Source organism: Scandinavium sp. (genome assembly GCF_032012665.1).
Classification (GTDB): Bacteria; Pseudomonadota; Gammaproteobacteria; order Enterobacterales; family Enterobacteriaceae; genus Scandinavium.
The window spans coordinates 262,826-282,566 of the sequence record NZ_DALZVG010000001.1 but is presented as its reverse complement, the minus strand read 5'-3'; the positions used below and the strand labels follow the sequence as shown (position 1 = coordinate 282,566).

Below are 19,741 nucleotides of genomic sequence, written 5' to 3'. Positions count from 1 at the left end.
GCGTGCGATTATTTGCTCAACTCAGCTGGTACTTCCGCCGGGAGTGGCGTCGCTATCTCGGTGCGGTCCTGCTGCTTATTATTATTGCCATTCTGCAGCTTATCCCGCCGAAGGTGGTGGGCTACGTGGTCGATGGCGTAACAAAAAATCACTATACCGCCACGCGAGTCATGATGTGGGTGGGCACGCTGGCGCTGATTGCGGTGGTGGTGTATCTGCTGCGCTACGTCTGGCGCGTGCTGCTGTTTGGCGCGTCCTACCAGCTTGCGGTGGAGCTGCGCGAAGATTATTACCGCCAGCTCAGCCGCCAGCATCCCGAATTTTATCTGCGCCACCGCACCGGGGATTTGATTGCCCGCGCCACCAACGATGTTGACCGCGTGGTGTTTGCCGCAGGTGAAGGCGTGCTTACGCTGGTGGACTCGCTGGTGATGGGCTGCGCGGTGCTGATCGTCATGTCCACGCAAATCAGCTGGGAGCTGACGCTGCTGGCGCTGCTGCCAATGCCGATCATGGCGCTGGCGATCAAACGCAACGGCGACACGCTGCACGAGCGCTTTAAGCTTGCGCAGGCTGCCTTTTCCGGCCTGAACGATCGCACGCAGGAAAGCCTGACCAGCATCCGCATGATCAAAGCCTTTGGCCTGGAAGACAGGCAGTCGGCGCAGTTTGCGGCAGATGCTGAGGACACGGGTGCAAAAAATATGCGCGTAGCCCGCGTGGATGCACGTTTTGACCCGACGATCTATATCGCCATCGGTATGGCAAACCTGTTGGCCATCGGCGGCGGCAGCTGGATGGTGGTGCACGGCAGCCTGACGCTCGGGCAGCTCACCAGCTTTATGATGTACCTCGGCCTGATGATTTGGCCGATGCTGGCGCTGGCCTGGATGTTCAATATCGTTGAGCGTGGCAGCGCGGCCTACACCCGTATCCGCGCCATGCTGGCGGAAGCGCCGGTGGTGAACGACGGTAGCGAAGCGCTGGCACCTGAACGCGGCACCCTGGCCGTGGATATCCATGAGTTTCGCTATCCACAAACGGATAAACCCACCCTGAGCAACGTGGCGTTCCGCCTTGCTCCGGGCCAGATGCTGGGCATTTGTGGTCCGACGGGCGCCGGGAAGAGCACGGTGCTGTCGCTGATTCAGCGTCATTTTGACGTGACTCAGGGTGATATTCGTTTTCAGGATAAGCCGCTGACTGTGCTCCAGCTTGACGGCTGGCGTAGTCGTCTGGCGGTGGTGAACCAGACGCCGTTCCTGTTTTCCGACACCGTCGGGAACAACATTGCGCTGGGTAATCCGGGGGCCACGCAGGAAGAGATTGAGCACGTGGCGCGGCTTGCCAGCGTGCATGAAGATATTCTGCGCCTGCCGCAGGGCTACGATACTGAAGTCGGCGAGCGCGGTGTGATGCTCTCGGGCGGGCAAAAACAGCGTATCTCCATTGCCCGTGCGCTGCTGCTGAACGCGGAAATCCTGATCCTCGACGACGCGCTTTCCGCCGTCGACGGGCGGACCGAGCACCAAATCCTGCACAATTTGCGGCAATGGGGCGAAGGGCGCACGGTGATCATCAGCGCCCATCGTCTGTCGGCGTTAACCGAGGCGAGCGAAATTATCGTCATGCAGCACGGACACATTGCCCAGCGCGGTGCTCACGAGCAGCTGGCGACGCAGCCGGGCTGGTATCGCGATATGTACCGCTATCAGCAGCTGGAGGCGGCGCTCGACGACGTTCCGGAAGAACAGCGCGAGGAGGAAGCCGATGCGTAATTTTGGACAGCTCTGGCCGACGCTGAAACGCCTCCTGGCGTACGGTTCACCGTGGCGCAAGCCCCTGACTATAGGCATGGTGATCATGTGGATTGCCGCCGCCGCAGAGGTTAGCGGCCCGCTGCTCATCAGCTATTTCATTGATAACATGGTGGCGAAAAGCGACCTGCCGTGGGGCATTGTCGGCGGCCTTGCAGCGGCCTATGTCGGATTGCAGCTGCTGGCGGCGTCGCTGCACTACGTGCAATCACTGCTGTTTAACCGGGCGGCGGTGGGGGTGGTTCAGCAGTTGCGCACGGACGTGATGGATGCCGCGCTGCGCCAGCCGCTCAGCGAATTTGACGTGCAACCTGTCGGACAGTTGATTTCCCGCGTGACCAACGATACCGAAGTGATCCGCGATCTCTACGTCACCGTGGTCTCCACGGTTCTGCGCAGCGCAGCGCTGATTGGTGCAATGCTGGTGGCGATGTTCAGCCTCGACTGGCGCATGGCGCTGGTGGCCATTGCCATTTTCCCGGCGGTGATTGTGGTGATGGTGATTTATCAACGCTACAGCACGCCAATTGTGCGCCGCGTGCGCGCCTATCTGGCCGATATCAACGACGGCTTCAATGAAGTCATCAACGGCATGAGCGTTATCCAGCAGTTCCGCCAGCAGGCGCGCTTTGGCGAACGCATGGGCGAAGCGAGCCGTTCACACTACATGGCGAGGATGCAGACGCTGCGCCTGGACGGTTTCCTGCTGCGCCCGCTGCTGAGTTTATTTTCCTCGCTGATCCTGTGCGGCCTGCTGATGCTGTTCGGCCTGACCACCAAAGGCACCATTGAAGTGGGCGTGCTGTACGCGTTTATCAGCTATCTCGGGCGCCTCAATGAGCCGCTGATTGAACTCACGACTCAGCAGTCGATGCTGCAACAGGCCGTGGTAGCGGGGGAGCGCGTCTTTGAGCTGATGGATAAGCCACGCCAGGTTTATGGCCACGACGCTGCGCCGTTGCAAAGCGGATCGATTGAAGTGGATAACGTGTCGTTTGCCTATCGCGGCGACAGGCTGGTGTTGCAGGATATCGATCTTACCATTCCGACGCGAAGCTTCGTGGCGCTGGTCGGCCATACCGGCAGCGGAAAAAGCACGCTCGCCAGCCTGTTAATGGGCTATTACCCGCTGACCAAAGGCGAAATTCGCCTTGACGGACGGCCGCTCCCTACGCTCGATCACAGCGTCCTGCGGCAGGGCGTGGCGATGGTACAGCAGGATCCCGTGGTTATGGCCGATACGTTTTTTGCTAACGTCGCGCTTGGGCGCGATATCAGCGAAGAGCAGGTCTGGCAGGCGCTGGAAACCGTGCAGCTGGCGGAATTGGCCCGCGGTATGAGTAACGGGATATATACCCAGCTCGGCGAGCAGGGCAATAATCTCTCCGTTGGGCAGAAACAGCTGCTGGCGCTGGCCCGCGTGCTGGTGGATACGCCGCAAATCCTGATCCTTGATGAAGCGACGGCCAACATCGATTCCGGCACCGAGCAGGCCATTCAGCACGCGCTGGCGGCAGTTCGTCAGCACACAACGCTGGTGGTGATCGCACATCGCCTGTCGACCATCGTGGAGGCGGACACCATTCTGGTGCTGCATCGCGGGCAGGCGGTAGAGCGTGGCACGCATCAGCAGCTGCTTGAAGCGAAAGGACGTTACTGGCAGATGTATCAGCTTCAGCTGGCCGGCGAAGAGCTGGCGGCCAGCATCGAAGAAGAGTCACTTATCGCCTGATGCACCACCGTTAAGCATTTTGCTAACACCAGCGCGCGCTGGTGCATTCCCTCGACGCACCATGCACTACGCTGGTGCGTTTTTGTTTCATCTCCCGCCTTATGACTCCTTCATCACGAATTTGCCTGCTACGCATCCCACAGAAACCGTCGGAAAACGCTGATTTTTTATTTCTGGCACGCTGCTTGCTTTACCTCATACGTGTTAGCTGCGGCCATTACTGAATTCTGACTGGAGGGGATCTATGAAGCTGGTTACCGTGGTGATTAAACCATTCAAACTCGAAGACGTTCGTGAAGCACTGTCTTCAATTGGTATTCAGGGGCTGACCGTGACCGAAGTAAAAGGTTTCGGACGTCAGAAAGGGCATGCCGAGCTCTACCGCGGTGCCGAGTACAGCGTCAACTTTTTACCAAAGGTGAAAATTGACGTGGCGATCGCCGACGATCAGCTTGAGGAAGTGATCGACGTGATCAGCAAAGCGGCCTACACCGGCAAGATTGGCGACGGCAAAATCTTTGTCGCCGAGCTGCAGCGCGTGATTCGCATTCGTACCGGCGAAGCCGACGAAGCGGCTCTGTAATTCTCAGACCACACAGTGATAGGGATCGAGAACATGAACAAAGTACTGAAATTTGCCCCTGGTCTCCTGGCTCTGCTGCCGGGTCTGGCGATGGCGGCACCTGCCGTCGCGGATAAAGCAGACAACGCTTTCATGATGATCAGCACCGCGCTGGTGCTGTTTATGAGTATCCCCGGCATCGCGCTGTTCTACGGCGGCCTGATCCGCGGGAAGAATGTCCTCTCTATGCTGACGCAGGTCACGGTCTCCTTCGCGTTGGTCTGCGTGCTGTGGGTGGTTTACGGCTATACGCTGGCCTTTGGCACCGGCGGTAACTTCTTCGGCAGCTTCGACTGGGTGCTGCTGAAAGGCATCGACATTAAAGCGCTGATGGGCACCTTCTATCAGTACATCCATGTCGCTTTCCAGGGCTCCTTTGCCTGTATCACCGTCGGCCTTATTGTTGGTTCTCTGGCGGAGCGTATTCGCTTCTCCGCGGTACTGATTTTCGTGGTGGTGTGGATGACCTTCTCCTACGTGCCGATTGCGCACATGGTGTGGGGCGGTGGTCTGCTGGCGACGCATGGTGCTCTGGACTTCGCAGGCGGCACCGTGGTGCATATCAACGCCGCCGTAGCGGGTCTGGTTGGGGCTTATCTGGTTGGTAAACGTGCGGGCTTTGGCAAAGAAGCGTTCAAACCGCATAACCTGCCAATGGTCTTCACCGGCACGGCAATCCTCTACGTGGGCTGGTTCGGCTTCAACGCCGGTTCCGCGAGCGCGGCGAACGAAATTGCGGGTCTGGCGTTCGTGAACACCGTAGTAGCAACAGCAGCGGCGATTCTGGCCTGGGTCTTCGGTGAGTGGGCGCTGCGCGGCAAGCCTTCTCTGCTGGGTGCCTGTTCCGGTGCCATCGCGGGTCTGGTTGCGGTAACGCCTGCCTGTGGCTATATCGGCGTGGGTGGTTCGCTGATTGTCGGGATCGCAGCCGGTCTGGCTGGCCTGTGGGGTGTCACGGCGCTGAAACGCTGGCTGCGCGTGGATGATCCTTGCGATGTATTCGGCGTGCACGGCGTCTGCGGTATCGTTGGTTGCATCCTGACAGGCATCTTCGCGGCGACCTCACTGGGCGGCGTGGGCTATGCGGAAGGCGTAACCATGGGCCATCAGGTTCTGGTGCAGCTGGAAAGCGTCGCCGTCACTATCGTCTGGTCTGCGGTTGTTGCCTTTATCGGCTACAAGCTGGCTGACCTGACCGTGGGCCTGCGCGTACCGGAAGAGCAGGAGCGCGAAGGGCTGGACGTCAACAGCCACGGCGAGAATGCTTATAACGCTTGATTGTTGAATAATCTCCATAGCGACAAAAGCCTCCGATTCGGAGGCTTTTGTTTATCTATTCCCGGGCGGTACTGCGTTTGCCCGGCCAGCATGCCCGAAGTAGGTCGGGTAAGCGCAGTTGTAGGCCGGGTAAGCATTAGCGCCACCCGGCAATTACGCACCGTCAGTTGCGGTTACGCATTACCCCTTCCTGCACGGTCGAGGCCACCAGTACGCCGTCCTGAGTGTAAAACTCGCCGCGTACAAATCCGCGGGCGCTGGACGCTGACGTGCTCTCCACACTGTACAGCAACCACTCATTCATATTGAACGGACGGTGGAACCACATGGAGTGGTCGATGGTGGCAACCTGCATCCCTTTTTCGAGGAAGCCGACGCCGTGGGGCTGCAGCGCAACGGGCAGGAAGTTGAAATCGGAGGCGTAGCCCAGCAGATACTGATGTACGCGAAAATCATCGGCTACCGTGCCGTTGGCGCGGATCCACACTTGTCGTTTCGGTTCAGCGACGTGGCCTTTCAGCGGGTTGTGGAACTCGACCGGGCGGATCTCCAGCGGCTTGTCGCATAAAAACTTCTCTTTCGCCTGAGGTGGCAGCAGATGCGCAAGCTGGCGGGCGATATCGGTTTCCGATGGCAGAGAATCAGGTGCCGGAGCGGGCGGCATTTGCTTTTGATGCTCGTAGCCTGGTTCCGGAGCCTGGAACGACGCCGTCATGTAAAAAATCGGTTTGCCATGCTGAATAGCCGCAACGCGACGGGCGCTGAAGCTGTTGCCATCGCGCAGCACTTCCACGTCGTAAACGATCGGCTTTTGGCTGTCTCCCGGACGGAGGAAATAGCTATGGAATGAGTGCACCAGCCGATCGGCGGGAACGGTTTCTTTAGCGGCGTACAGCGCCTGACCGACAACCTGGCCGCCAAAAACCTGACGTAAGCCCAGATCCTCACTCTGGCCGCGGAACAATCCCTCTTCGATTTTTTCGAGATTTAACAGGGTTAGCAGATTAGAGAGAGCCTGACTCATAAATGTCCTCAAAGATAAAAAGACCGCGCGGTACGCGGGAATAGCCACAGTATAACGCAGTTTTCGAAGTGGTCCGATGGGTGCAATTGTCTGAATAACGGCGCGATTACAGGCAAAAATCTGAGATCTGTGCCACACTTACTCCGTCACAAATGTTTTAACTACGCACTCTCGCAGGATTTCATCCCGCGAGCGCATGGATGATAAGGAGAACATAATGAAACTCGTGCACGTGTTAAGTGGTTTAGCGGTTGCGGTGGCACTGTCCGCCTGTGCTCAGAAAAGCGCGGATATTAAAACCCCAGCGCCAAGCCCAAATCCCTCTGAGGCTACACAGCCTGTCATTCAGCAACCTAACGTTTCTGGTACGGTGTGGATCCGCCAGAAAGTGGCTCTGCCACCGGATGCCGTCCTGACCGTTACCCTGTCGGATGCCTCACTCGCCGATGCGCCTTCAAAAGTGATTTCGCAGAAGGTGACGCGTACCGAAGGGAAACAGGCACCGTTCAGCTTCGTGCTGCCGTTTAACCCGGCCGATATCCAGCCGAACGCGCGCATTCTGCTGAGCGCTGCGGTAACGGTAAACGATAAGCTGGTGTTTATCACCGATACCGTACAGCAGGTGATTAACCAGGGCGGGACCAAAGCCGATCTGACGCTGGTGCCAGTGCAGCAAACCGCCGTACCGGTGAATGCGACCGGAGGTGCTGCAACCACAGTTCCATCGACATCCCCGACGCAGGTGAATCCTTCTTCTGCCGTCCCGGCGCCAACTCAGATTCCTTAACGGCGCTTTCCCTCCTCCGCCCGGGGGAGGGAGTCAGTAAATCCAGCGATACTTCTGCATATCAATTTTTCCACTGCCCGATACCTGAACGCCTTCAGAGAGCAGCGCCTGGCGCTGGCGCTGAAGATCCGGGCCGGTCAGTGAAATATTACCATGACGGTTAACGACACGATGCCAGGGTAGCGTTGATCCTTCCGGTAATCGGCGCAGCACACCACCGACCTGACGAGCCGCGCGGGGTGACCCGGCGAGCCGGGCGACCTCACCGTAGGTGGTGACCGATCCTTCGGGGATTGCAGCGACAATTTGCCACACCCTGTGCGGGAATGTATCAACAGGTTCCATTGCGCTTTCCTGAGGGGAAAAGCACAGAATAATGGAGGCTCCGGGGGATGTGAAGCGCGACGTTAGTCTGGCTGCTGGAAGGTAAACTCCAGCGCCAGGCCAATCACCTGCGAGGCGCCTGGCGCAAATTTGTCGGGTTTGACCATTTGATTTTCAAGGAATTTCAACTTTCTGGTTGCGGTGCTGTAGGCATCGGTAGCATCAGTGGTGAAGGCGGTGATTTGATCATGATTGACCCCATAAAGAAGAGAGAAACACCCAGAGTATCGGATAGTCTGAACGCTGCCCGGCGATTTACTGGAGCCACTTCGCAATATCGACACGTTCCCAAAAAGGGGAGATGGAGAACACATCGGACAATAAACCATCATCCGGACCGCCGTGGGTTGCAATTGCCGGGCCGCACAGGGATAATGCGCCAGCGCGTCAGAAATGACGCTCTCAATGGGGGCTCTGTTGGTTCTCCCGCAACGCTACTCTGTTCACCAGGTCAGGTCCGGAAGGAAGCAGCCAGGGCAGACGACGTGTGTGCCGGGATGTAGCTGGCAGGGCCCCCACCCATTTCTGCTAAGTGCATGATATTCATCATGTAACTACTGTTTTTCGTGCATTGAAACGGCGGTGATACAACTTTTGTGTATCACTTAGGACGCTAATCAATGTCGCATCTTATGCTTTCCCGTCACGGGATCTGGTACTACCGTAGGGGCTACCTGACACCTCGGAAACGCCGTGAAATTCGTATTTCTCTTCGTACACGTTCCAAACGTGAAGCCATGCAACGTGCAGAGCAATACATCATCTCACAACCTTTCCACTGCGTTCCGCAGTCCATCCCGTCACACACTGCAACCCCGTCTGCTTCCTTCCAACAACCACAACAAAAAAGGCCATTCAAGAGCCTGAAGAGTGAGCTTGATAAGTATACGAAAAGCAAAGCGGGGTCCGTTGGTGAAAGGGAAATACTGACGATCAACAGGTGCGTGAATGCTTATCTGAGTTCCACAAAAGAGCCTTTCAGCAAGAGAAGCGCGGCGGCGTTTTTTGATGGCCTTGAGGGTTCTGCATCTACCAGAAACCGCTACATCAAGAAGAATTCAGCGTTTTTCAAATGGCTTGCCACTCGCACGGATGAAGATGTTCGAAACCCATTCGAAGGAATGGGAGTGAAGGAAACCACTGCACCAATGGATCGCCGGCCTGCGTATACGCTCAACGATTTGAAACGCTTGCACATCGCTATGATTGGTCTGAAGGATTGGAAGCGCTGGATCATTCTTATCGGGCGCTATTCCGGTATGAGGCAGAATGAAATCTGCCAGCTTTACGACAATGATGTGATGAAAGTAGACGGGGTCTGGTGCTTCCGTGTAGACAATCTGAACCCAAATCAGACGCTAAAAACGGAAAGTTCGCGGCGGTTTGTGCCGATCCATTCTCAGTTGTTGGCGCTTGGCTTGCTGGGTTTCATCAGAGAGAGAAAAGGGCATTTATTCTCTGAGCTAACCTTGCACTTGGGCAGCTATGGTCACTATTTCAGCCGTTGGTTTACACGGTTCCGGGGTAAGCATGGTTTGCCTGAGTATCATTCATTACGCCACTACGCCGCCACAACATTTAAGCAACATGGCTTCCCTGAGCAGTTCACCTCCCAGGTACTCGGGCACTCAAACGCTACAATTACTTATAACCGATACGGGAAAGGCGTTGATGTTTCGCGGCTGGTTGAACTGGTGGAGGCTCTTTAGAACAAAAAACTATGTGAGTGCAAAGCGGAGGCTGAATTTCCTCCGCTCAGGCTCGATATTACGGTTTTGGGAGGGTCTTGTCTGTTTCGCAACGGCTAAGAGGCAGAATTTTAGAGCTGTAGATCTGTGTCACCTTCTTATCGTTTTTATTTACGTCAACTCGAATACATGAGCAACCATACCCATAGTTGCCGTTGGTTTTAACAAATTGGTCATCCGGGAAATCCTTTAATTTTTCGATACCTGGGGCAGAATATCCACCTTGCAACGAAATATCCCAAGTACCATCTTTATCAATAAGCCATTGGTTGGCTGGTGTAGGGTTTTGCAACCAGCCGCACCGCAACTCACTGGCAAAAGCATGACTGCTTAAAATCAGTAAGGCCAATGGTAAAATTTTTCTCATTGCCATTCTCCTGCATCCAGCTTGCTTAAAAAGTCAACAGCGAAACTTTTGATCTGTTCTGCATGGTCGAGGCCGTTTATGCACCGTCTTGCATGAAAAAAATCTGTGTTCGTACTGTTGACATAATCGGTTAATTTCTTACCTGTGAACACACCGTTCTTGAAACCATCGATAAGAATAAATAGAGCATTATCAGGATCTAATGCTTTGTCTGGGTCCGCAATCAGATCGATTCCTAACTTTTCTGAATATGCTCGATAGTTGTAGTCCCAGGTGATTTGGACAAACCCACGACCGTAATATGGATAATATCGGTAATGGGTGCGTCTGTATTCGTCTGTCGAGGTGTGGCCGATCCAATCCCCCTCTCTTACAGGTTTGAATGTATCACCTGTTTCACGTTTAACGGTGGCTAATATGTATGCAATTTGGGTGTTAAGAGTGAAACCCTGTTTCTTGCTTTCTTCTACGATGGCTCGAATCGTGCTTTCTCTTGACGAGAAATCGTACCCAGCGACTTTTATCGCATCAAGAAACACCAAAGGGTGCATATGCCACAAAGCCTCACCACTGCGGATCTCCGGTACATCCTTCATCCACACCAGTTTATTGATGAAGTCACGGTTGAAGAGTGCCATGCTGGGATATTTCTTTGCCTGTTCATCCAGAGCCGCTTGCCACAAGGCTGACATGCCGTCCTTAAGCCATTCGCTGTGGTGTTTCACAACCAGACGCTGCACCTGATACTGGATATGTGGCTGGCTGTTATGTAAAAAGCGCCATAGTTCGCCTGCATCAATAACACCATCCTGGTTCGAATCAATCTGTTTCAGCAACCTCTGGTACTTCTCTGTGTAGCTTAACGAGTACATATCACGGGTTTCTGCTCGTGCCAGTTCTTCGAGGCGCCCGAATACATTTCGCAGCCAACCTTCTTTTGGCGTCTTGAAGATACTTTGTGGTGCATCCTCCTGTTCCAGAGGAATAAAGCCTCGTTTTTCGAGGTCAAACTGATTAGCTCTTTCAACGTCAGTCTCTGACATCCAGGCATGTTCGCCAGGAATGTAATACCAGGTTTTTCCGTCAACTTCTAGTTTCTGGCATTCGCTTTCCTGCGTGTAGCGTTCTGCTGTACTTGGCGAGGGATCGCCACCAACACCTGCCACTACAAAAGAATTGTCCCTCTCTCGATGCTGCCAGCGGGGTTTATCTGCAAGCGTGTGCAACTCTGCTGCCCCGACCGTTACCCCAGCTTTATTCGCCAGAAAATCTTTCATTCGGGGATCCTGACTGAATACCTCCAGATGGCAGAAATACTGCGGACCACTATAAGGGCTTTCATCTAAGCTCAGGTGCCCAATGGTCTCCCCGGCCTGAACGGCTATCTCATTTCCGGAAGTTGTGACCACCTGATTAAATACACCATGCTCACGAGCTTTTTGCATCCAGGCAGGCAGTATGTTTTCCTGACGTCTAACAAATTTATCCAGCCCGGAAATCCAACCAGACTCCCCCACTGATAACCCGGTTTTAGCCCCTTCAGGCACTGACATTACTTTGATAAAAATAAAGGGGGCAGCCTTGCCATTGAGCAGAAAAGTGGCTTCTTGTTTAATTTCCACAACAGAACCGCGAGGCAATGTGGTATGTGAATCCTGAGGAGCTTCATAGTAGTGCTGTGAATTGTGGGGAATATTAATGCCTTCAGTGATCCCGTTGCGCATCCAGCCGGAGAATGTATTGTCCTGACGGATTTTCAATGCGCTGGCACTCACCGTTGCGGTTGGGGTATCAGTGATACCGTACTCAGACAGTGGAGCTATCTGCATCCACAGGGTGTAGAAATCCAGTGCATTATCGGGTTTATCCTTATCCGGGGTGCAGGTGGACTTGATGAGGACAAAGGTGGAGCTGAATTTTGGTGCTTTTTTCCCGAATGGCGCAGTTTGGTACTCATCATTCAGACGCCAGGCCACTACGTGCCCGTCGGTCATGCACTTTAGACCGTGGTTGCCAGGTTTGAAAATGGCATTACCAGCAAAATTCTCATAGAAATGAATACCACCGTGCCAGTGCTCTGCTGGTTTCATCAACCAGTATGAGTCGCCTTTACTTCCCTGCATAGCAGCCATGAATTCCGAAGTGGATCGGTAGCCGTCAATTGGCAGCACCATTTTCATCCTGTTCTCCCTGATTTTACGATGGTTATTTCTCCATCATACACTGGTCAGGACGTAACCAAAACTTCCTTAATTTGATCAATTTGTTACTGACTGCCGCTGTAGATATGAAAAATCCCCGGCTCTTGGGGCCATGTGCTGGACCGTCAGCGCCAGGCCCTCGGTAAAAAGCGCTTTTCTTCACCAAATATCACTACGTGATGCCTTCAGCGACGCGCTTCCCCACAACAGGTAGTGCAGTGACACAAGGCCGCTATGTAGTGACGCTAGGGAGATAACTTGATGTTTTGGAGTGCCATTGGTCGCTAATTGTGCAGTGATTTAACATATTGTATCTTGCATGTACTTGACTGTTTTAGTCAGGTATTCCCTTTCGGAGCGTTGAGGTGAAGCAGGGGACACAACAGCAATTTCATCAACAGAAGGAAAGCATTCGGGAGGATTTGAGGTGAGTTCTCTTGTTCAAGGATTTTGAATGAGTTTGTCTGGTCACCCCACAACTTCAGGTTTCAGGCCTTTGATTCTGCCAGCGTATCAAACGCCATAAAAGCACATTTTTCTGTTTACCAGCAGACACAAAGACACTACAGTGACGTTACCACAACGGGTTGAAGGTCTGCCATCACCTGGCGAAATTCTCCCGTCCCAGCGGTCACAGATGCATACCTTTTTCCACACAATTGTGAACTGCCCCACCAATAGTCCGTACGCTCCACCAAAAGCCCGTAGCGGCGATATCTCCACACAATCGGTGACACACCGATAGCACAGCGCCGTGCTGAGAGGCTGTCACAGGCCCAGGAATGGAGGGTTTTCTGTTGTTTTTGCGAAGAAAATTAATTTTTACGCTATGGAAGGGCGGATCGGTGATTGTGTTTAGCCACGCCATGAATGGCAAATCTTCCGAAGCCGCGCTATTACTGGCTTCGTTATGTATCGGATACATAACGATCACCACACCCTACAGGCGAGCCAGTGACAACAGACAGGATTTTCTATCAATTAACCGCAATTAACGGGTATTTAAACCCAATTATTTCCCGCCAAAAATCCAACCGATGATGGCACCGATTACCGCAGAGCGGGTCTCACCTGCTGCTCCTTTGAGAACGTTAATAACTGCATCGCCTGCACCAGGTGCCTGCTGTTGAAGTAAATTCAAACCACGAGGTGTTAACTTGGCGGCGCTGTCCATATCGGTTGAAGAGATTATTTCGATATAACCCATATCGCTGAGAGCCTGGAGTGTGTTGCACAGCAGGTCAATCTGAGTTCTGTCTTCTCTGGGCTTCCAACCGAAGTCTGAAAAATCGAAAGATGAGTAAGCCGGATAGTCCGCAAACAGTTTCACCAGGATTCCAGTTGCCATCTCGTTAAAGCTGTCTTTGCCTTGGAGGAATTCCATAATGTTTCCTTTTGTTCACTGATTGAACGAGGTTACTCAGTTATGGCAGGAAGTACCAGCAAATGGTTGTCTTCCACCTTGCATACATGGAGTTGAGGTGTCTTCTGTCAGAGGGGTTAGCAAAGTTTGTACATGGCTTTTTGGACTGACCCCGCCCCGGTAGACGATCCTGCCCTATAGTTGGACTGCACGATGTCTCTTATGCTCTCCCGTCATGGGGTCTGGTACTACTATCCTTACTGCGTACCGCAGTCCATCCCGTAATCTCTAAATCAACCAGAGAGAGTTGCTAACAAAGAAACGTCAAGTCCTAAAGATATACCTCATTCTGGGTCGATCATTCTGGTATTAGAGCAAAATGAATTAGTACGTGGCATAACGGGGAAGGGCACTATATCGGCAGGCGGGCGCTACGGCGTACCACCAGCTTGCCGGTCAGGACCTGTTGCACGGCGGGAGAGCCCGGGTCGGCAAATTGCTGGGTAATGATGCGCACGGCGGAGTTCACCATTTCGTCCATGGGCTGAACATAGGTGGTGAGTTTGAATAACGGCCAGTCAGCCATCACAATATCATCAAAACCAATGATCGATATGTCTTGTCCAGCCACCAAACCGAACTCGCCGACCGCCACGTTCAGTGCGCCGATCGCCATAATGTCGTTGGCGCAGAAGAGGCCGTCGGGGCGTTTTTTGCCCTTGAGCAGACTGCGTGTCGCTTCCATCGCGGTTTCAAGAGTGTACAAGCCCTGGACTCTTAGCGGCGGTGCCACGCCGTGCCACTGCAGACGTTCAATGAATCCCTGCTCACGGTCGCGGCTGGTGGAGGAGGTATCCAGCCCGGCCATAAAGGCCAATTGGCGGTGTTTACCCGCCACCAGAAAATCGGCGATTTGCGCGCCGCCTCGAATATTGTCGCTGGTCACACTGGAAACATTTTTGCTGCCATTGGTACGATTTAAAAGCAGTACCGGCAGGCCATTTTGCTGACATTCTTCGGCAAAACGTGAAGAGAGCATGGTGGAAACCAAAATCAGCGCTTCGACCCGATGGCGCAATACATCTTCCATAATCGGGTCGGTACTGCCATCACTATGCATGGAAAAAAGCAGGATGCTATATCCCATCTCATTGAATACATATGATAATTTGTCAACCAGGCCCGCATAAAACGGATTCATCAAGCCGGGCACGACCACGCCAACCAGGTTCGAGCGGCGAGTTATCAGCGAGCGGGCGACAAAGCTTGGGCGATAGCCAAGCTGCGCTGCAGCTTCTTTGATTTTCTCACGGGTGGAGGCCGAGACTTTTCCCCCTTCGGTGAAAGCACGTGATACCGCAGATTGTGAAACACCGGCCAATTTCGCGACATCGTAACTGGTGACGGGGCGGCGCATGCGTTCAGACATAAAGAGCTCCCTTCTGATAAAAATACCGTGAACGACATTATGGGGGATTGCAGCGGCGATGCATAATTTTTGCGATCCGTGTTGCATTCGAATGCATTAGGGGTTTATTTCCGTATTTAGCCGTGACTATATATGTATTGCATTCGAATTCATTTACCGTGAGCGACACATTCTGGAGTAAAAATTATGGCAAAGTGGCTTAAACAAGGGGCAGAAGCAGAGGCGATTAAAACTGCAGATCGCAAGGTGCGGGAAACGGTAGAAAGTATTCTGGCCGATATTGCCGAACGCGGAGATCAGGCAGTTCGCGAGCTTTCCATTCGTTTCGATAACCTTGATCGTGACAGCTATCGGCTGACCAAAGAAGAGATTGCAGACTGCTACGAGCAGCTGTCAGAACGCGATATTGCTGATATCGCCTTTGCTCAGGAGCAAGTGCGCAATTTTGCCCGGCACCAGCGCAACAGCATGGTCGACATTGAAGTTGAAACCCTGCCGGGGGTGATCCTGGGCCATAAAAACATCCCGGTTAACGCGGCTGGCTGTTATGTGCCGGGGGGAAAATATCCTCTTTTGGCGTCGGCCCATATGTCGGTTATCACGGCCAAAGTGGCGGGCGTGCCGCGCATCATCACCTGCGCGCCGCCTTTTAACGGTAAGCCTGCGCCCGCCATTGTGGTGGCGCAGCATATGGCGGGAGCCGATGAAATTTACTGCCTCGGCGGCATTCAGGCCGTGGCGGCAATGGCCATTGGCACCGAATCCATTTCCCCTGTCGATATGCTGGTGGGACCCGGCAATGCCTTTGTGGCCGAAGCCAAACGTCAGCTGTTCGGACGCGTGGGGATTGACCTGTTTGCTGGACCGACGGAAACCCTGGTGATTGCCGATGACAGCGTTGATGGCGAACTCTGTGCCACTGATTTATTAGGCCAGGCCGAGCACGGGCCGGACTCTCCGGCCATTTTGCTGACCACTTCAGAAAAACTTGCGATAGAAACGCTGGCGGAAATTGAACGTCTGTTGGAGATTTTACCTACGGCACACATCGCGCGGCAGTCTTGGGCTAAATTTGGCGAAGTGATTGTAGCCGAGAATGATGAAGAAATGCGTGATATCGCCAACGGGCTGGCTTTCGAACATGTTCAGGTGATGACGCGCAATCCTGACTGGTTCTTACAGAATTTGAGTAATTTCGGTGCGCTGTTCCTTGGCCCACGCACCAATGTGGCCTATGGCGACAAGGTCATTGGCACCAACCATACATTGCCGACCAGGCAAGCAGCGCGTTACACCGGCGGCCTGTGGGTAGGCAAATTCCTCAAAACCTGCTCCTATCAAAAAGTGCTGACGGATGAAGCTTCGGCCTGTGTCGGCGAATATTGTTCGCGCCTGTGTGCACTGGAAGGCTTTGCCGGTCACGGCGAGCAGGCCAATATTCGTGTTCGCCGCTATGGTCATAAAAATGTTCCTTACGCCGGTATTGTTGAATAAGGAAGTAACTATGTCGTTGCCAAAAACCCCGAGTTTTCGTCTGGATGGAAAACGCGCTTTAGTGACAGGAGGCTCGCGCGGCATAGGATTTGCCGCCGGGCTGGCGTTGGCCGAGGCTGGCGCTGAAGTGTGGATTGCTGCACGAGATCGCGCCCAGTTGGATCTCGCGGTGAGTACGGCCAGGGAGGCAGGTCTGCAGCTCCATTCGGTAGCGGTTGATATCACCCAGCCTGCCGACGTCCAGCACGCACTCGAACAATTACCGGCGTTGGATATTCTGATCAACAGCGCCGGGCTGGCACGGCATCAGCACTTCACCGAGGTGAATCGTGAAGATTACGACGCGGTGATGGACGTCAACGTGCGCGCCACGTTCTTTGTATCTCAGCAGGTGGTGCGCAAAATGAAAGACGCTGGAATTCATGGATCTATCGTGCACATCTCGTCACAAATGGGCCATGTGGGCGGCACGATGCGCAGTGTCTACTGCGCTTCGAAATTTGCTCTGGAGGGCATGACCCGCGCCATGGCGATTGAACTTGGCCCCTGCGGCATTCGTGTCAATACCCTATGCCCGACCTTCATCGAAACCGAGCTTTCGCGCATCTCTCTGGCTGACCCGGCTTTCCATCAGCAAGTTCTGAGTAACATCAAACTGGGGAGATTAGGACAGTTGGAAGATGTGATGGGGCCAGTGGTTTTCCTTGTTTCACCGGCCTCAGCGCTGATCACCGGCACCGCATTAATGGTCGATGGTGGCTGGACCGCGTCCTGAATCTGGAGGTAATTATGTCGCTGAAAATCTTACGTCGTGACGTCGTGCTGTTCTTTATTATCAGTTTGCTTTTTTTTGTGAGCATTCATGCATTTGATCCGTTTTTAGCGCCCTATATCACGTCGCTGAATGTCGAAGCGCGAACCATGGGGGTGATTATCGGGGCTACCGGGCTGGCGTCGATGCTGCTGCGATTCCCCACAGGGATACTCTCAGATAAGTTTCACAACCGTAAATGCATCATTCAAATTGGCCTGCTGTTCACCATTTTGTCGTGGCCGATGGTCTTTATACACCCGACGGCTGAAACGCTGTTTATCGCCAAGCTTGCCGATGGTGTCACCAGCGCTACGTGGGTGATTTACAACGTGATGTTTGTGGCGTTTTTCCCGCCGCTGGAGGCGGCGGCGGCCATCGCGTTGCTGAGTGTCACCTCGCCGGTCGGCACCTTTATTGGTATCACGCTTGCCGGTTTTATGGCGCGCCACTTTGGCCCGCAGTCGAGTTTCCTGGTAGCGTCGATGGCCGCGACGCTGGCGCTGGTTCTGACCTTCTTTATTCGTGAACGTCGGCCAGAAAGGGCGCGGAAAGAGGCGGCCCAATCGGCAGTACGCAGCCAACTGACGGATAAATCCGTCTGGTATCTCGGCGGCCTGTGCGCAGTGGTGATGATGGTGCCGTTCGCCACGCGAGACACCCTGACGCCCCTGCTGGCAGAAGGTTTTGGTATGGCATCGGCTTCGCTGGCGACACTGAGCAGTATCCACCTGGTCTTTTACGCACTGTCTACCGCACTCTGCGCCCCGGTGTTTTACCGCCGACTCGGGTTAGCGAAAACGGCGATGATTGGCGGCGTGCTGCAGGGAGTCATTGCCATGGCGATGCCTTACGCGCCCAACATTATGGTGCTGTATGGTTTGCAGGCGCTGGCCGGGGTGGCTTTCGGTATGATCCTCACCGTGCTCAACTCGCTGATTGTGACTCATACTCCCGTCTGGCAGCAGTCAACCCGCGTCGGGTTATATCAAAGCGTCTACTCCGCCGGCATTTTCTTCGGGCCAGTAATGGTGGGCTACATCAAATACTACTTTGCGATTAAGCAGGGTTTTCTGGTGGTCGGCATTATCTCCATTATCTCTATCTTGTTGATCCAACAAATAATTCGTATGGTGGAAGCTCGCCGCGAACCTGAACCTGACACTGCGCCCGCTCTATGATGCAACCTATCAGCAATGTTTCTGTTCCGTTAATTCTGCTTGGCGGCACCCTGTGCGACGAGCAACTCTGGCAGCCGATGCTGGCGCAACTTAACGTCAGCAGCGTGCACTGTTTCACGCTGCAGGGGGATGATTCGGCTAAAGCCGCGGCTGAACGCCTGCTGGCGGTTTTACCTGCTCGATTCTGCCTGTGCGGCTTCTCACTGGGAGCGATGGTGGCGTTGGAAATACAGTCCATCGCGCCGGCTCGTGTCGCCGGGTTGGCGCTGATTTCCGTCAATCCGTTTGCTGACCGCCCCGAAAATGCCCCCATCAGGCGAGCCGCCGTGGCGCAAGCCAGAGTGCAGGGGATGGGGACGTTTATCGCCGAGCAGCTCTGGCCGCGTTATGTCGCCCGCCAGCGGCAATCGGATACTGCATTGCAGCAGCGGATTGTGGCGATGGCGCAACGCAGCGGTGTCGAGGTGTTTGCCGCGCAAACGGAAATCGCCATTAGCCGCGTGGACCATCGGGAATCACTGGGGAGTCTCAAGGTTCCTGTCTTGATTCTCAGTGGGGAAGAAGACCCGATTTGCACGACTGAACATCATCGCGCGGTGCAGCAGGCCGCACCTTTGGCACATTGGAAAGTATTGCCTTCGGTGGGCCATTTTGTGCCGCTCGAGGCAGCGCAAGATACAGCCACCGCCTTACATTCATGGATAAACGAGGTTTTTTTATGCGACTCAACCCGCTAAAACAGCGCAAGCAACCCATCATCAACGGCTGGCTGGCCATTCCAGGCAGCTACAGTGCTGAAATCGTCGGCCATCACGGTTATGACTCGGTTACGGTTGATATGCAACACGGCATGATTGACTTCGCCTCAGCATTGACCATGCTTCAGGCTTTGTCCTCCACGCCCGCTACGCCAATCGCTCGCGTGTCGCACAACGACGGCGCGTTGATCATGCAACTGCTTGATGCGGGAGCTTACGGCATCATCTGCCCGATGGTCTCCAGCGCCGAGGAGGCCCGTCGTTTTGTCGCTGCCTGCCGCTACCCGCCGCTGGGGAATCGCTCCTTTGGGCCAGCCCGGGCCTTGCTCTATGGCGGCAAAGATTACCCGCAGCACGCCAATGAGCAGATCCTGACGCTGGCGATGATTGAAACGCGCGACGGGTTGAAAAATCTCGACGCCATTCTTGAGGTGGACGGGCTGGACGGCATTTTCATTGGCCCTAACGACCTTTCCCTGACGCTGACCGGCACGGCCAGTGCCGAGTCACAGCATCCAGACATGTTGGCGGCGATAGAGTACGTTCTGGATCGCACGCGCGCCGCCAAAAAAATCGCCGGGATCTTCTGCACCTCTGGTAAGGCTGCGGCAGACCGTATTGCGCAAGGTTTCACTCTGGTCACTCCCGCGAACGATGTCATGCAACTTTCTCAGGCTGGACGTGATGCCGTAGCACAGGCCCGCGGCGAAATCCCTCCAGCCCGTTCCGGTTCCGGCTATTAATG

18 protein-coding genes and 1 other RNA gene are annotated in these 19,741 nt (G+C 54.4%); 12 read left to right on the top strand and 7 right to left on the bottom strand.

All coding sequences use genetic code 11. The annotated features are described in order from the left end of the window. Positions 1-2: 2 nt before the first annotated feature. The 4 genes from RTU33_RS01295 (at position 3) to amtB (ending at position 5,449) form a co-directional block, all read left to right on the top strand. A complete protein-coding gene (locus tag RTU33_RS01295; RefSeq protein ID WP_312624756.1) occupies positions 3-1,778 on the top strand; it encodes a SmdA family multidrug ABC transporter permease/ATP-binding protein in 1,776 nt (591 codons plus the stop codon). Then, complete coding sequence (locus tag RTU33_RS01290; protein WP_312624755.1) at positions 1,771-3,549, top strand: SmdB family multidrug efflux ABC transporter permease/ATP-binding protein; 1,779 nt, start codon at positions 1,771-1,773, stop codon at positions 3,547-3,549. Before RTU33_RS01295 ends, RTU33_RS01290 begins: the two co-directional genes overlap by 8 nt. 244 nt (positions 3,550-3,793) lie before the next feature. Next, on the top strand, positions 3,794-4,132 hold the full coding sequence (gene glnK, locus RTU33_RS01285; RefSeq protein WP_097161518.1) for a P-II family nitrogen regulator: 339 nt from the start codon (positions 3,794-3,796) through the stop codon (positions 4,130-4,132). Positions 4,133-4,165: 33 nt separating this feature from the next. Next, positions 4,166-5,449 (top strand): ammonium transporter AmtB, encoded by a 1,284-nt coding sequence (gene amtB, locus RTU33_RS01280; RefSeq protein ID WP_312624753.1) that lies wholly within the window; start codon positions 4,166-4,168, stop codon positions 5,447-5,449. A gap of 163 nt (positions 5,450-5,612) precedes the next feature. Here amtB and tesB read toward each other — a convergent pair whose 3' ends face one another. Beyond that, positions 5,613-6,473: an acyl-CoA thioesterase II gene (gene tesB, locus RTU33_RS01275; protein WP_312624752.1), complete on the bottom strand. Its 861-nt coding sequence runs from the start codon at positions 6,471-6,473 to the stop codon at positions 5,613-5,615. 217 nt (positions 6,474-6,690) lie between these two features. Between tesB and RTU33_RS01270 the strand changes: the two genes are divergently transcribed. Then, positions 6,691-7,260, top strand: coding sequence for a YbaY family lipoprotein (locus RTU33_RS01270; RefSeq protein ID WP_312624751.1), 570 nt, complete (start codon positions 6,691-6,693; stop codon positions 7,258-7,260). Positions 7,261-7,293: 33 nt separating this feature from the next. Here RTU33_RS01270 and RTU33_RS01265 read toward each other — a convergent pair whose 3' ends face one another. Then, complete coding sequence (locus RTU33_RS01265) at positions 7,294-7,605, bottom strand: MGMT family protein (RefSeq protein WP_312624750.1); 312 nt, start codon at positions 7,603-7,605, stop codon at positions 7,294-7,296. 62 nt (positions 7,606-7,667) lie between these two features. Continuing rightward, positions 7,668-7,976: a hypothetical protein gene (locus tag RTU33_RS01260; RefSeq protein WP_312624749.1), complete on the bottom strand. Its 309-nt coding sequence runs from the start codon at positions 7,974-7,976 to the stop codon at positions 7,668-7,670. 83 nt (positions 7,977-8,059) lie between these two features. Here RTU33_RS01260 and ffs point away from each other — a divergent pair. Continuing rightward, positions 8,060-8,156, top strand: an RNA gene (ffs, locus tag RTU33_RS01255) — signal recognition particle sRNA small type. Between the two features lie 225 nt (positions 8,157-8,381). Then, positions 8,382-9,353 carry a site-specific integrase gene (locus tag RTU33_RS01250; protein WP_312624747.1) on the top strand — a complete coding sequence of 324 codons (972 nt, stop codon included), beginning with the start codon at positions 8,382-8,384 and terminating at the stop codon, positions 9,351-9,353. Positions 9,354-9,411: 58 nt separating this feature from the next. Here the strand turns inward: RTU33_RS01250 and RTU33_RS01245 are convergent, their stop codons facing one another. The 4 genes from RTU33_RS01245 to RTU33_RS01230 all read right to left on the bottom strand — a co-directional run bounded on the left by RTU33_RS01245 (position 9,412) and on the right by RTU33_RS01230 (position 14,752). After that, positions 9,412-9,759, bottom strand: a complete 348-nt coding sequence (locus RTU33_RS01245) for a DUF4087 domain-containing protein (RefSeq protein ID WP_312624746.1) — start codon at positions 9,757-9,759, stop codon at positions 9,412-9,414. Next, a complete protein-coding gene (locus RTU33_RS01240) occupies positions 9,756-11,939 on the bottom strand; it encodes an EF-hand domain-containing protein (protein WP_312624745.1) in 2,184 nt (727 codons plus the stop codon). The genes RTU33_RS01245 and RTU33_RS01240 overlap by 4 nt, the downstream gene beginning before the upstream one ends. 1,033 nt (positions 11,940-12,972) lie before the next feature. Continuing rightward, the gene (locus tag RTU33_RS01235; RefSeq protein ID WP_312624744.1) at positions 12,973-13,344 is read right to left on the bottom strand and encodes a hypothetical protein; all 372 of its coding nucleotides are present in this window, start codon (positions 13,342-13,344) and stop codon (positions 12,973-12,975) included. Positions 13,345-13,735: 391 nt separating this feature from the next. Further along, a complete protein-coding gene (locus RTU33_RS01230; RefSeq protein ID WP_312624743.1) occupies positions 13,736-14,752 on the bottom strand; it encodes a LacI family DNA-binding transcriptional regulator in 1,017 nt (338 codons plus the stop codon). A gap of 186 nt (positions 14,753-14,938) precedes the next feature. Between RTU33_RS01230 and hisD the strand changes: the two genes are divergently transcribed. The 5 genes from hisD to RTU33_RS01205 are packed head-to-tail and all read left to right on the top strand — an operon-like array spanning position 14,939 to position 19,739. Then, positions 14,939-16,246 carry a histidinol dehydrogenase gene (gene hisD / locus RTU33_RS01225; protein WP_312624742.1) on the top strand — a complete coding sequence of 436 codons (1,308 nt, stop codon included), beginning with the start codon at positions 14,939-14,941 and terminating at the stop codon, positions 16,244-16,246. A gap of 10 nt (positions 16,247-16,256) precedes the next feature. Further along, positions 16,257-17,021: an SDR family oxidoreductase gene (locus RTU33_RS01220; protein WP_312624740.1), complete on the top strand. Its 765-nt coding sequence runs from the start codon at positions 16,257-16,259 to the stop codon at positions 17,019-17,021. 14 nt (positions 17,022-17,035) lie between these two features. After that, the gene (locus RTU33_RS01215; protein WP_312624738.1) at positions 17,036-18,238 is read left to right on the top strand and encodes an MFS transporter; all 1,203 of its coding nucleotides are present in this window, start codon (positions 17,036-17,038) and stop codon (positions 18,236-18,238) included. Next, positions 18,235-18,975 carry an alpha/beta hydrolase gene (locus tag RTU33_RS01210; protein WP_312624736.1) on the top strand — a complete coding sequence of 247 codons (741 nt, stop codon included), beginning with the start codon at positions 18,235-18,237 and terminating at the stop codon, positions 18,973-18,975. The genes RTU33_RS01215 and RTU33_RS01210 overlap by 4 nt, the downstream gene beginning before the upstream one ends. Beyond that, the gene (locus RTU33_RS01205) at positions 18,957-19,739 is read left to right on the top strand and encodes an aldolase/citrate lyase family protein (protein WP_312624734.1); all 783 of its coding nucleotides are present in this window, start codon (positions 18,957-18,959) and stop codon (positions 19,737-19,739) included. Before RTU33_RS01210 ends, RTU33_RS01205 begins: the two co-directional genes overlap by 19 nt. Positions 19,740-19,741 lie beyond the last annotated feature (2 nt).

Coding starts and splice junctions, on each gene's coding strand:
- RTU33_RS01230 (WP_312624743.1), bottom strand. CDS start 14,752: ATGTCTGAACGCATGCGCCGCCCCGTCACCAGTTACGATGTCGCGAAA.
- amtB (WP_312624753.1), top strand. CDS start 4,166: ATGAACAAAGTACTGAAATTTGCCCCTGGTCTCCTGGCTCTGCTGCCG.
- glnK (WP_097161518.1), top strand. CDS start 3,794: ATGAAGCTGGTTACCGTGGTGATTAAACCATTCAAACTCGAAGACGTT.
- RTU33_RS01270 (WP_312624751.1), top strand. CDS start 6,691: ATGAAACTCGTGCACGTGTTAAGTGGTTTAGCGGTTGCGGTGGCACTG.
- RTU33_RS01205 (WP_312624734.1), top strand. CDS start 18,957: ATGCGACTCAACCCGCTAAAACAGCGCAAGCAACCCATCATCAACGGC.
- RTU33_RS01260 (WP_312624749.1), bottom strand. CDS start 7,976: ATGATGGTTTATTGTCCGATGTGTTCTCCATCTCCCCTTTTTGGGAAC.
- RTU33_RS01210 (WP_312624736.1), top strand. CDS start 18,235: ATGATGCAACCTATCAGCAATGTTTCTGTTCCGTTAATTCTGCTTGGC.
- tesB (WP_312624752.1), bottom strand. CDS start 6,473: ATGAGTCAGGCTCTCTCTAATCTGCTAACCCTGTTAAATCTCGAAAAA.
- RTU33_RS01250 (WP_312624747.1), top strand. CDS start 8,382: ATGCAACGTGCAGAGCAATACATCATCTCACAACCTTTCCACTGCGTT.
- RTU33_RS01245 (WP_312624746.1), bottom strand. CDS start 9,759: ATGAGAAAAATTTTACCATTGGCCTTACTGATTTTAAGCAGTCATGCT.
- RTU33_RS01290 (WP_312624755.1), top strand. CDS start 1,771: ATGCGTAATTTTGGACAGCTCTGGCCGACGCTGAAACGCCTCCTGGCG.
- RTU33_RS01265 (WP_312624750.1), bottom strand. CDS start 7,605: ATGGAACCTGTTGATACATTCCCGCACAGGGTGTGGCAAATTGTCGCT.
- RTU33_RS01220 (WP_312624740.1), top strand. CDS start 16,257: ATGTCGTTGCCAAAAACCCCGAGTTTTCGTCTGGATGGAAAACGCGCT.
- RTU33_RS01215 (WP_312624738.1), top strand. CDS start 17,036: ATGTCGCTGAAAATCTTACGTCGTGACGTCGTGCTGTTCTTTATTATC.
- RTU33_RS01235 (WP_312624744.1), bottom strand. CDS start 13,344: ATGGAATTCCTCCAAGGCAAAGACAGCTTTAACGAGATGGCAACTGGA.
- hisD (WP_312624742.1), top strand. CDS start 14,939: ATGGCAAAGTGGCTTAAACAAGGGGCAGAAGCAGAGGCGATTAAAACT.
- RTU33_RS01240 (WP_312624745.1), bottom strand. CDS start 11,939: ATGAAAATGGTGCTGCCAATTGACGGCTACCGATCCACTTCGGAATTC.